Annotated in this window: 10 protein-coding genes; 8 read left to right on the top strand and 2 right to left on the bottom strand. The window is 61.3% G+C overall.

All coding sequences use genetic code 11. The features are described from left to right. Positions 1-220 precede the first annotated feature (220 nt). Both PVZ80_RS22960 and PVZ80_RS22955 read left to right on the top strand, forming a co-directional pair. Complete coding sequence (locus PVZ80_RS22960; protein WP_016702058.1) at positions 221-580, top strand: YkgJ family cysteine cluster protein; 360 nt, start codon at positions 221-223, stop codon at positions 578-580. Positions 581-724: 144 nt separating this feature from the next. Continuing rightward, entirely contained in the window at positions 725-3,013 is a 2,289-nt protein-coding gene (locus PVZ80_RS22955) for a putative bifunctional diguanylate cyclase/phosphodiesterase (protein WP_273864596.1), read from the top strand. Here PVZ80_RS22955 and PVZ80_RS22950 read toward each other — a convergent pair. After that, positions 2,904-3,800 carry an NAD(P)-dependent oxidoreductase gene (locus PVZ80_RS22950; RefSeq protein WP_016702056.1) on the bottom strand — a complete coding sequence of 299 codons (897 nt, stop codon included), beginning with the start codon at positions 3,798-3,800 and terminating at the stop codon, positions 2,904-2,906. The genes PVZ80_RS22955 and PVZ80_RS22950 overlap by 110 nt on opposite strands. 192 nt (positions 3,801-3,992) lie before the next feature. On the opposite strand from PVZ80_RS22950, the gene PVZ80_RS22945 reads away from it, so the two are divergent. Continuing rightward, positions 3,993-6,176, top strand: a complete 2,184-nt coding sequence (locus PVZ80_RS22945) for a hypothetical protein (RefSeq protein WP_009047389.1) — start codon at positions 3,993-3,995, stop codon at positions 6,174-6,176. A 331-nt stretch (positions 6,177-6,507) separates the two neighbouring features. Here PVZ80_RS22945 and PVZ80_RS22940 read toward each other — a convergent pair whose 3' ends face one another. Beyond that, on the bottom strand, positions 6,508-6,819 hold the full coding sequence (locus PVZ80_RS22940; RefSeq protein WP_009047388.1) for a DUF2288 domain-containing protein: 312 nt from the start codon (positions 6,817-6,819) through the stop codon (positions 6,508-6,510). Positions 6,820-7,158: 339 nt separating this feature from the next. Here PVZ80_RS22940 and PVZ80_RS22935 point away from each other — a divergent pair, with 339 nt between their 5' ends. The 5 genes from PVZ80_RS22935 (at position 7,159) to PVZ80_RS22915 (ending at position 12,172) form a co-directional block, all read left to right on the top strand. After that, entirely contained in the window at positions 7,159-8,286 is a 1,128-nt protein-coding gene (locus PVZ80_RS22935) for a branched-chain amino acid ABC transporter substrate-binding protein (protein ID WP_009047387.1), read from the top strand. A 231-nt stretch (positions 8,287-8,517) separates the two neighbouring features. Beyond that, positions 8,518-9,441, top strand: a complete 924-nt coding sequence (gene livH, locus PVZ80_RS22930) for a high-affinity branched-chain amino acid ABC transporter permease LivH (protein ID WP_007926616.1) — start codon at positions 8,518-8,520, stop codon at positions 9,439-9,441. After that, entirely contained in the window at positions 9,438-10,706 is a 1,269-nt protein-coding gene (locus PVZ80_RS22925; RefSeq protein ID WP_009047386.1) for a high-affinity branched-chain amino acid ABC transporter permease LivM, read from the top strand. The genes livH and PVZ80_RS22925 overlap by 4 nt, the downstream gene beginning before the upstream one ends. Continuing rightward, entirely contained in the window at positions 10,703-11,470 is a 768-nt protein-coding gene (gene livG / locus PVZ80_RS22920; RefSeq protein ID WP_009047385.1) for a high-affinity branched-chain amino acid ABC transporter ATP-binding protein LivG, read from the top strand. The genes PVZ80_RS22925 and livG overlap by 4 nt, the downstream gene beginning before the upstream one ends. Then, positions 11,471-12,172, top strand: coding sequence for an ABC transporter ATP-binding protein (locus PVZ80_RS22915; RefSeq protein ID WP_028681804.1), 702 nt, complete (start codon positions 11,471-11,473; stop codon positions 12,170-12,172). Positions 12,173-12,276: the final 104 nt, after the last annotated feature.

The raw sequence follows: 12,276 nt of genomic DNA, 5'->3' as shown, positions 1-12,276 counted from the left end.
GCGCGGGCCGTCGACCGCGCTCGACGACCGCCCGAACAGCGCCAGCGCCCCCGCCTAAACCGCCGCAAGCCCCCGGATACCGGGGCTAAAGCCCGATTTTTCAAGGGCTTGCGCAGGGCCTGAAAAATACCTCGCGCGCCCCCTTCCCAAGGCCGTTGCGAAGCCTAGAATAGCGGCCTTGCTGCCCCCCTCATCAACCTCCTCCCCTTTGAATACGCCCATGTCCGAAGCCAGTCCGTGTCTGAATTGCGGTGCCTGCTGTTCACACTTTCGTGTGTCTTTTTTCTGGGGTGAATGCGCCTCTTCCGGCGGTACGGTCCCCGACGATCTGGTGGCGTCCATCAGCCCCAGCCGGGTCGCCATGCTCGGCACCGATTGCAAGCCGACCCGCTGCACCGCGCTGACCGGCGAGGTCGGCAAGGAAGTCAGCTGTTCGATCTACCACCAGCGCTCCAGCACCTGCCGCGAATTCGAGGCGTCCTGGGAAAATGGCCAACAGAACGTCGATTGCGACGCCGCGCGCGCGGCATTCGGGCTCGCGCCCCTGGAGCCGGCGCTGTACTTCGAACAGAGTGCTTAGCTCGATTGGCTATGAGCTGAATTCCAAAATCATTTAAGTCAATTTGCCACCATCGTTCCCGGCCTCGACTCGGCTTCCTATACTCAGTCCCATTGGCCAGCCACCCAGGGCTGGCCCTGGATGACTCAAGAAACGGGGCATGCGATGGAATGGCTTGGTCTGCATTTTTTTACCGAGCTCCCCGAAGGCGGGCAGGTATTACTCACCTGCAACCACAACCCCGTGCTGGTGATCCTCGCCTATCTGGTGGCCTGCGCCGGCAGCTTCGCCACCCTGGACATGGCCGAACGGGTGCGCCACGTCGACCTGGCAGCGGCCCAGCAACGCTGGCGCTGGGTCGGCGCCTTCTGCCTGGCCGGCGGCATCTGGGCCATGCACTTCATCGGCATGCTGGCATTGCAGATCCCCATCGAAACCCATTACGACCTGCCGATGACCCTGCTGTCGCTGCTGATCGCGGTGATTGCATCCTGGCTGGCGATGAAGACCCTCAGCCATCCCCAGTTGCAGCTATGGCGCTACCTGCTGGCGTCGATCTGGATCGGCCTGGGCATCTGCACCATGCACTATGTCGGCATGGCGGCCATGCGCTCGCCAGCCACGGCCTACTACCAGCCCGACCTGTTCGGCCTGTCGATTGCCATCGCCATCAGCGCGAGCCTGGTCGCCCTGCTCTTGTCCCGCTACCTGAGCAACGGCAGCGGCGTGCTCCACCAGTTGCTCAAATACGCGGCCAGCCTGCTGCTGGGGGGCGGCATAGTCGCCATGCATTTCACCGGCATGTGGGCGTTGAAACTGGTGCTGCCGGCGACGGGCACACCCTCCATCGCGGTGGACGACAACCCCTTGCAACTGGGCCTGACCATCGCCGTCATCGCCCTGTTGATCATTGGCAGCAGCATCAGCGCGGCCCTGGCGGACAAGAAACTCCAGCACAAGGAACAGGACCTGCGCCGGGTCAACACCCTGCTGAGCCAACTGGACCAGGCCCGGGTGGCGCTGCAACAGGTGGCGCACTACGACGCCCTGACCAACCTGATCAATCGTCGCGGCTTCAACCAGCTGTTCGCCGAAAAGCTCATTGAAAAGACCGTGCAGGGTGGCATGCTCGCGGTGATGTTCCTCGACATCGATCACTTCAAGCGGATCAACGACAGCCTCGGCCACGATGCCGGCGACGAACTGTTGAAGGTGATTGCCGGCCATATCAAAAGCTCCACCCGCAGCCATCAAGACGTAGTGGCGCGTTTCGGCGGAGACGAGTTCTGCATCCTCATGAGCTTGAGCGACCGCGACGAAGCCCAGCACATGGCACAACGCATCATGAGCAGGATGAAGGAACCCATCGAGCTGGCAGGAAGGCGCATGGTGATGACCACCAGCATCGGCATCAGCGTCTTTCCCGACGACGGCAAGACCAGCGAAGAGCTGCTCAAGCATGCCGACCTGGCGCTCTATCAATCCAAGGGCAGCGGTCGCAACAGCCTGCATTTCTTCAGCACCAACCTGAAGACCAAGGCGAGCCTGGAACTGCAACTGGAGGAAGAACTGCGCAATGCCCTGCGCAACGAAGCCGGCTTGACCCTGTATTACCAGCCCATCTACGACCTGGGCAGCCGCAAGGTCAGCAAGCTTGAAGCGCTGGTGCGCTGGCGGCATCCGTTGCACGGGCTGCTGGCCCCGGATCGCTTCATCGGGATCGCCGAAGCCAACGGGCTGATTGCCGAACTGGACAACTGGGTCTTGCGCAAGGCCTGCGAGGACCTCGCCGCCCTGTCCCGCCACGGCTTTGCCGAGCTGAAAATCGCGGTGAACTGCTCGGCCCTGAACCTGGCCCGGGAGGAGTTGGCCGAAGAGATCGCCAACGCCCTGGGCAGCGCCGGTGTCGCGCCCCAGCGCCTGGAACTGGAAGTCACGGAAAACGCCCTGATGGGCAACATCGACAGCACCGTGGCCCTGTTGCGGCAGATCCGCAATCTCGGGGTGTCGCTGTCGATCGATGACTTCGGCACCGGTTACTCGTCCCTCGCCTACCTCAAGCGCCTGCCGCTCAACACCCTGAAGATCGACCGTTCGTTCATCCAGGACGTGCCCCAGTCGACCCAGGACAAAGAGATCGTCCAGGCGATCATCGTCATGGCCCATACCCTGCACTTGCAGGTGGTGACCGAAGGCGTCGAGAGCGTGCAGCAGTACGAGTTCCTCGCCCAATACGGCTGCGACTTCATCCAGGGTTACCTGCTCAGCCGCGCAATACCCCTGGAAGAGTTGCCCGGGGTGATCGACGAGATCGAGCAGCGCATGCGGCCTGCCGTCGCCGCGGTCAGCCCTCTGGCGCCGGTTCGCGATACAGGCGGACCAGGGTCGCGGGATCCTGCTCCAGATAGCCCTGGCCGCCATGCAGGCGCATCAGTTGTGCAGCCAATCCGCTGATCGGCGTGGCCGAGCCCTGTTCACGGGAGAACTTCACCGCACCGTCCAGATCCTTGAGCAGGGTGCGTACATGCCATTTGATCGGTTCGAAGCGGCTCTCGGCCATCTGCGGGGCGAGGATCTGCAGCGGCCTGGAATCGGCGAAACCACCGGCCAGCGCCTCGGCCAGCAATGACGCATCGACCCCGGAACGCTCGGCCAGCGCCACCACTTCGGCGATCACCAGCGCATTGCAGGCGACGATCATCTGGTTGCAGGCCTTGGTCACCTGGCCGGCGCCGACACCGCCCATATGAGTCACCCGTTGCCCCAGGTTGAGCAGGACCGGGCGTACCCTTTCGATATCCGCCGCCTCGCCACCGACCATGATCGCCAGGCTGCCAGCCTCGGCACCGGGCGTGCCGCCGGACACCGGGGCATCGACCCAGCCCATGCCGGTCGTGCTCGCCAGCTGCGTGGCCATTTCCCGGGTGGCGGTCGGCTCCAGGCTGGAGAGGTCCACCAGCAACTGGCCAGCCCGGGCTCCCTGGGCAATGCCCTCGGCACCGAATACCACCTCGCGCACCACCTCGGTGTTGGCCAGGCACAGCAGCACCAGGTCCGCCGCCTCGCACAACCGGGCCGGGGTCTCGGCCAGTCGCGCGCCAGCCTCCAGCAGCGGCGCGCATTTTTCCCGGTTGCGATTCCACACCACCAGGGGATAACCCGCCGCCAGCAGACGGCGACACATGGGCAAGCCCATCAGGCCAATACCGGCAAACCCGAGGGTGGGTAACGTTGCCATCATCTTGCCTCCTTTTGATTAAAGATCACCGAAAACTGGCCGATTTATCTGAACTTAGGAAAGGATTCCCCCTAGCGGCCATCAGACTTATCCCTATCGCTGGGGCCAATATCGCACTGTAAAGTCGCGAGATCCCACTTGATGGCTCTTTGATATCTTGTCACCGAGCCGACCAGTCCAAGCACACGGCGCACAATGACTTCTAAAAACAATTCTGCCAACGCAGTATCCGAACTGACGCTGACCCCGGGCAGCCAGAGCTTTTCAGAGTCGAAGCCATTGTCCAGCTCGCGCCCACAGGCGCCCCAGCAATACCTCTACTTCACCGAAACCAACACCGACCGCATCCTCGACAACCTCGACGGCCTGCGCGACTCGGTATTCCCGCGCCCGCCGCACCTGGAAGACGAGCTCGAAGCGCGCCGCGAGCAGGAGTTCCCCTCGGTCTGCCTGATCGGCCTGGGCCGCTGCGGGTCGAACATCGCCCTGGATGTGGCGGAGCTGGTGTACAACGCCCGCAAGTTCTACCTCAACGAATTCAACAACGACGACAAGGCCTATGCCGACAAGGGCTACAGCCCCGCCCAGTGGATCCGCCACAACCTGCGCCTGGGCCAGAACAAGGCAAGCAAACCGGTGTTCCTGGTCGAGCCGCTGGTGATGCTGGGCGACCTGGACAAGGACATCGCCGGGCGCATCCGCTTCTCGCGCAAGGGCGAAAAAAGCGGCTTCATCCGCGACTACAGCAAGATGAAGATCATGGACCTCTCGGAAGTCCACGCCGGTGGCGCCGGTAACGCGCCGATCCTCGGCCAGTACCTGGCCAAGATCATCCTCAACAAGGACACCCAGCGTTTCTCCAGCCCCGACTGGAAAATGATCCACTCGTACCTGATCGACTCCTGCGGCATCAAGGCCAACCAGTCGCGCCTGTACTTCTCGATCTTCAGCGCCGGCGGCGGTACCGGTTCGGGCATGGCCTCAGAGTTCGGCCTGGCCCAACAGTACTCGTACATGAACAAGACGTTCGACACCAAGCCGATCGACGAGCACGACAGCAAGAGCGGCCACTCCTTCGTCTTCGAGCCGATCTTCACCAGCGGTATCTGCGTACTGCCGAATATCTCCGATCACCGCAGCGAAATGTCCGAAGCCTTGCACATCAACGCCGGACGCCTGCTGTGCAAATACCTGTCGGAAGAATGGGACTTCTCCTACAACTTCGATAACGAAGACAGCAGCGAAGCCAGCGTCATGGGGCGTATCCGCCCATGGAACGCGATGATGCTGATTTCCAACGACATCATGCGTTATGCCGAAGAGAGCGATGACGGCAACATCCAGAACATCGACGTCAACGCCATGGAGAAGCACGCCAACCAGTACATCTCCCAGCAGATTTTCAACATCCTCACCGCCCAGGCGGTGACCACCGACTACGACCAGAACTACTTCCGCCGCGCCGGCATCGACATCGGCGAGACCATCCGCCTGGATGCCAACGACCTGTTCATGAGCCTGGCCGGCCCGGTGGCGATCGCCTATGCCGAGTCCGTGGTCCCGGAAACCCCGGTGCCGACCGGCGACAAGTTCAAGGTGTTCGAGAAAGAGCCGCAGCGCCTGAACATCGACGACCTGTTCTTCCGCTCCATCGACCTGCCGCACTTCAACAAGGTGACCCAGGCCATCGAGGGCATCAGCCTGCTGCCGATCGAGTCCAAGCGTTATCGCGCGGCGCTGGAGCAATACAAGGCTTCCGGTTATGACGCGGCCGCGCTGCACGACCTGCACTTCTTCAAGAACTGCTCGTCGGTGGTGTCGATCGTCTCCCTGCCGAAGGACTACAAGCTGTCGTACATGGACCTGAACCGGCTCAAGACCCACCTCAACAGCCTGTTCCCCAACACCACCCTCAAGCGTTACGCGCTGGTGATCGGCGCCTCGGCCAACCTCTCGCTGACCACCCTGATCGCCAAGAGCCCGTGCCTGTCGGACGACTTCCTGACCCTGATCGTGGCCTTTATCAAGCGTTGCTTCGCCCGCAACCCGTACCGCTTCGACGAGACCCTGGACAACTCGATCCTCGATTTCATCGTCAGCGAACAGTTCGATGAAAGCCGCATCGACGAGCTGCTCAACGAGTTCGAGAACCCGGCGAAGATCCTCGATACCAACTGGTACGCGATCAAGCCGATGTACGAGAAGAAGTACCGCGAGCTGATCAACGACAAGGACAAGTTCGTCTCGATCAACGACATCCGCCTGTCCCGCGATTGCGTGAAGAAAGCCATCAAGTACCTGCGCGAGATCTATCGTCACCGCATCGGCAAGACCAAGGTCATCTCGCTGAACAACCACACGGGCAGGACAGCGTACTAACAGCTGCCCGTTCTCTTCTGTAGGAGCAGCCGGTCGACGCTCGATTGCTCGCGATCAGCGCCATCAAGCTCAAGCGATGTCGACTGGTAGGACGCCATCGCGAGCAAGCTTCGCTCCTACAGGGGAAATGGCGTTTTACAGGGAAGTGGCGTTAATACCCGGAAACAATCAGGCCGCCCTTAGGCGGCCTTGAAAACTGTTCCCATTCCGCTTACGTCACCGTCAGCCTGAAACGGGTGGGGCCTTTCTCCACGGGCAACTTGCCATCACCGTGATCGCGGTTACTCGGCTACACACTTCCAGCCGGAAAAACCAGGCACCCTTTTGGTGCTCAACCTTCGGCCGGCGCCCTTTCCTGGACCAGAATCCACGGCGAAACCACCACTGCCCACAGCAGTGGATCACGCTCCACCAGATCCAGCGCCCGCGTCGCAGACACCTTGCCCACCTTCTCGGCGGCCAGCCAGGCAGAGACTTTCTCGGCCTGGTTCTCGGCCATGGCCTCGGCTGCCTCGATCAAATCCAGGCCGGCGTCGACCCACAATAGGGCACCCTTGGCGAAGAACGGCTCCAGCTCCTTCCAGGTAATAGATGCGGTTTCACCAAGCAGCTTGGCATAGAGGGTGCTAGGTTCTTGAGTCATGGGCCTGTCCCGAAAAGAAATCGGCGCAATGATAACGTCGGTGCTCTGGCAGACAAACCCGGTTGCAATTGCGTCAACGATAGAGAAGTGCAGGAGAGCCAAGGATTGCTCGCTGAATACGGTCAAAACCCCGCCGCGATTCTGTCTTTTTCTTTCAATAAAGCGACACCCCCTGATTTTGCCCCCTGGCGCCAGCTTCCCAGGCTAACAATCGGCGCTCTACACTGTACCGGTACAGTTGCCGGGGGCATTTTCCGGGGATATCCAAGAGATATCTGACCCGGTTCTGCTGCTACGGCGCCAGGACTATAAAAATTACAACAGTAAGAGTGGAGCACTATGAATAAGGCTACTAAGCAGATTTCCAAACTGTTTGCCGCTATGGTTCTGGCCGGAGTCGCCAGCCATTCGTTCGCAGCTGACACCATCAAGATCGGCATCGCCGGCCCCAAGACCGGCCCTGTAGCCCAGTACGGCGACATGCAGTTCAGTGGCGCGAAAATGGCCATCGAACAAATCAACGCCAAGGGCGGCGTCGATGGCAAGCAGCTCCAGGCCGTCGAATACGATGATGCCTGCGATCCGAAACAAGCCGTCGCCGTAGCCAACAAAGTCGTCAACGACGGCGTCAAGTTCGTGATCGGTCACCTGTGCTCCAGCTCCACTCAACCGGCTTCGGACATTTACGAAGACGAAGGCGTGGTCATGATCACCCCCGCCGCCACCAGCCCGGACATCACCACCCGTGGCTACAAGATGGTGTTCCGCACCATCGGCCTGGACAGCGCCCAGGGCCCTGCCGCCGGCAACTACATCGCCGACCACGTGAAACCGAAAATCGTTGCCGTACTGCACGACAAGCAGCAATACGGTGAAGGCATCGCCACCGCCGTTAAACAGACCCTCGAGAAGAAAGGCACCAAGGTTGCCGTGTTCGAAGGCATCAACGCCGGCGACAAAGACTTCTCCTCGATGATCGCCAAGCTCAAGCAAGCCAACGTCGACTTCGTCTACTACGGCGGCTACCACCCGGAGCTGGGCCTGATCCTGCGCCAGGCCCAGGAAAAAGGCCTGAAGGCCAAGTTCATGGGCCCGGAAGGCGTGGGTAACGACTCCATTTCGCAGATCGCCAAGGATGCTTCCGAAGGCCTGCTGGTGACCCTGCCGAAATCCTTCGACCAGGATCCGGCCAACGTGGCCCTGGCGGATGCGTTCAAGGCCAAGAAAGAAGACCCGAGCGGTCCGTTCGTGTTCCCTTCCTACTCCGCGGTTGAAGTCATTGCCGGCGGTATCACCGCCGCCAAGAGCGAAGACCCGACCAAAGTGGCCGAAGCCATCCACGCCGGTACCTTCAAGACCCCGACTGGCGACCTGAGCTTCGACGCCAAGGGCGACCTGAAAGACTTCAAGTTCGTGGTCTACCAGTGGCACTTCGGCAAACCTAAAACCGAAGTCTCGCCTCAATAAGGCCCTGTCTGACTGACTGCCAATAAAGCCCACGGCGTGCCGTGGGCTTTGTTTTACGAACGTATTGGGCCTGTTTTCCGTGATCCGGAAGCCCGCCCACCTGAAAATCTCAAAACCGTCATCAGCGGTTCGCTGGCAAAACCTGACCCGAAGTGGATGCAGATCCACGGGGCGCAGGCGGGAAAATGACTCCACCAGTGAAATGCGTATCAGGTTTTTAGGAGCGCTGTAATGCCTGACCTCTATCACTTTTTCCAACAGCTGGTTAACGGTCTCACCGTTGGCAGCACGTATGCCCTGATCGCCATCGGCTATACGATGGTTTACGGCATCATTGGAATGATCAACTTCGCCCACGGCGAGGTGTACATGATCGGTTCCTATGTGGCGTTCATCGCCATCGCGGGCCTGACCATGATGGGACTCGACAGTGTCCCGCTGTTGATGACCGCGGCCTTCATCGCGACCATCGTCGTTACCAGTGCCTACGGCTACAGCATCGAACGGATCGCCTACCGCCCCCTGCGCGGCAGCAACCGTCTGATCCCGCTGATCTCGGCCATCGGCATGTCGATCTTCCTGCAGAACACGGTTCTGCTGGCGCAGGACTCCAAGGACAAATCCATCCCCAACCTGATCCCGGGCAACTTCTCCATCGGGCCAGGTGGCGCACATGAAGTGCTGATCTCCTACATGCAAATCGTGGTGTTCGTGGTGACCCTGATCGCCATGCTCGGCCTGACCCTGTTCATCTCCCGTTCCCGCCTGGGCCGCGCCTGCCGTGCCTGCGCCGAGGACATCAAGATGGCCAACCTGCTGGGTATCAACACCAACAACATCATCGCCCTGACCTTCGTGATCGGTGCCGCGCTGGCGGCGATCGCGGCCGTGCTGCTTAGCATGCAATACGGCGTGATCAACCCCAACGCCGGCTTCCTGGTCGGTCTCAAGGCCTTCACCGCCGCGGTACTGGGCGGCATCGGCAGCATTCCGGGCGCCATGCTGGGCGGCCTGGTACTTGGGGTGGCGGAAGCCTTCGGTGCCGATATCTTCGGCGACCAGTACAAGGACGTCGTGGCGTTCGGCCTGCTGGTTCTGGTGTTGTTGTTCCGGCCAACCGGCCTGCTGGGCCGTCCGGAGGTTGAGAAAGTATGACTAGGAATCTTCGACAGGCGTTCTTCAGCGCCTTGCTGGTGTGGGCTGTCGCCTACCCAATACTCGGTTTGAAACTGACCATCGTCGGCATCAACCTGGAAGTCCATGGCACCAGCCCCACCACGCTGACCATCATCGCCCTGTGTTCGGTACTGATGTTCCTGCGGGTGCTGTTCGACCATCAGATCAGCGCGGCCTGGAAGTCCTCGCCCAACATGCCGGTGATCCCGGCCAAGGCCAGTAACTTCCTGACCCTGCCGACCACCCAGCGCTGGATCATCATTGCGCTGATCATCGGTGCGTTTATCTGGCCGTTCTTCGGCTCGCGCGGCGCGGTGGACATCGCCACCCTGGTGCTGATCTACGTGATGCTCGGCCTGGGCCTGAACATCGTGGTCGGCCTGGCCGGCCTGCTGGACCTGGGGTACGTCGGCTTCTACGCCGTGGGCGCCTACAGCTACGCGCTGCTGTCGCACTACTACGGGTTGAGCTTCTGGATCTGCCTGCCTATCGCCGGCCTGATGGCGGCCACCTTCGGCTTCCTGCTGGGCTTCCCGGTATTGCGCCTGCGCGGTGACTACCTGGCGATCGTGACCCTGGGCTTCGGTGAAATCATCCGCCTGTTCCTGCGCAACCTGACCGACCTCACCGGTGGTCCGAACGGTATCAGCAACATCGATAAACCGACGTTCTTCGGCCTGTCCTTCGAACGCCGGGCCGCCGAGGGCCTGCAGACCTTCCACGAGTACTTCGGCATCGAATACAACTCGATCAACAAGGTGATCTTCCTTTACCTGGTCGCGCTGTTGCTGGCGCTGTTTGCCCTGTTCGTCATCAACCGCTTGCTGCGCATGCCCCTGGGGCGTGCCTGGGAAGCCCTGCGTGAAGACGAAATCGCCTGCCGCGCACTGGGCCTGAACCCGACCGTGATCAAGCTGTCGGCCTTCACCCTGGGTGCCTGCTTCGCCGGTTTCGCCGGCAGCTTCTTCGCCGCGCGCCAGGGCCTGGTGACGCCGGAGTCCTTCACCTTCATCGAGTCCGCGACCATCCTCGCCATCGTGGTATTGGGCGGCATGGGCTCGCAATTGGGCGTGGTCCTCGCGGCCACCGTGATGATCCTGCTGCCTGAACTGATGCGTGAATTCAGCGAATACCGCATGTTGATGTTCGGCGCCATGATGGTGCTGATGATGATCTGGCGTCCTCAAGGACTGCTGCCCATGCAACGTCCCGTCCTGCAACTGAAAGCGGAGCCGCGCAAATGAGCCGTGAGATCCTCAAAGTAACGGGCTTGAGCATGCGCTTTGGCGGCCTGCTGGCGGTCAACGGCGTAGCTCTTACCGTCAAAGAAAAACAAGTGGTGTCGATGATCGGCCCGAACGGCGCCGGCAAGACCACGGTGTTCAACTGCCTGACCGGTTTCTACCAGCCCACCGCCGGCAGCATCCTGCTGGACGGCGAGCCGATCCAGGGGCTGCCCGGCCACAAGATCGCCCTCAAGGGTGTGGTACGCACCTTCCAGAACGTGCGGCTGTTCAAGGACATGACCGCGGTCGAGAACCTGTTGATCGCCCAGCACCGTCACCTGAACACCAACTTCCTGGCCGGCCTGTTCAAGACCCCGGGGTTCCGCAAGAGCGAGCGCGAGGCCATGGAATACGCCGAGTACTGGCTGGAAAAGGTCAACCTCAAGGAGTTCGCCAACCGTCCCGCCGGCACCCTGGCCTACGGTCAGCAACGCCGCCTGGAAATCGCCCGCTGCATGATGACCCGTCCGCGGATCCTCATGCTCGACGAACCGGCCGCCGGCCTCAACCCGCGGGAAACCGAGGACCTCAAGGCGCTGATCGGCGTGCTGCGCGAAGAGCACAACGCCACGGTGCTGCTGATCGAACACGACATGAAGCTGGTCATGAGCATTTCCGACCACATCGTCGTGATCAACCAGGGCACGCCCCTGGCCGACGGCACGCCGGAACAGATCCGCGACAATCCCGAAGTGATCAAAGCCTACCTGGGGGAAGCGTAAATGCTGCAGTTCGAAAACGTTTCCACCTTCTACGGCAAGATCCAGGCGCTGCACAGCGTCAACGTCGAGATCCGCCAGGGCGAGATCGTCACCTTGATCGGCGCCAACGGCGCCGGCAAATCCACCCTGCTGATGACCCTCTGCGGTTCGCCGCAGGCCCAGAGCGGCAGCATCCGTTACCTAGGTGAAGAGCTGGTGGGGCAGACCTCCGCGCAGATCATGCGCAAGAGCATTGCCGTGGTGCCGGAAGGTCGTCGGGTATTCGCCCGCCTGACCGTGGAGGAGAACCTCGCCATGGGCGGGTTCTTCACCGACAAGGGCGATTACCAGGAGCAGATGGACAAGGTCCTGGGCCTGTTCCCGCGCCTCAAGGAACGCTTCAACCAGCGCGGCGGCACCATGTCCGGCGGCGAACAGCAGATGCTCGCCATCGGCCGCGCGCTGATGAGCAAGCCCAAGCTGTTGCTGCTCGACGAACCGTCCCTGGGCCTGGCGCCGATCATCATCCAGCAGATCTTCGACATCATCGAACAGCTGCGCCGTGACGGCGTGACAGTGTTCCTGGTGGAGCAGAACGCCAACCAGGCGCTGAAGATCGCCGACCGTGCCTATGTCCTGGAAAACGGCCGGGTGGTGATGCAAGGCACCGGCGAAGCCCTGCTGACCGACCCCAAGGTGCGCGAAGCCTATCTGGGCGGCTGAGCACCTGCTGCAACAAAGAACGGCCCTTCGGGGCCGTTTTTTTTCGCCTGGAAATCGCCCCTCCTGTAGCCGCTGCCGCAGGCTGCGATCGGGGCAACGCCCCG

This window comes from Pseudomonas sp. B3G-3 (assembly GCF_028640915.1).
Lineage (GTDB): Bacteria > Pseudomonadota > Gammaproteobacteria > Pseudomonadales > Pseudomonadaceae > Aquipseudomonas > Aquipseudomonas chlororaphis_I.
Note: the sequence above shows the minus strand (reverse complement) of the source record. Positions and strands in the feature narration are given on the sequence as shown.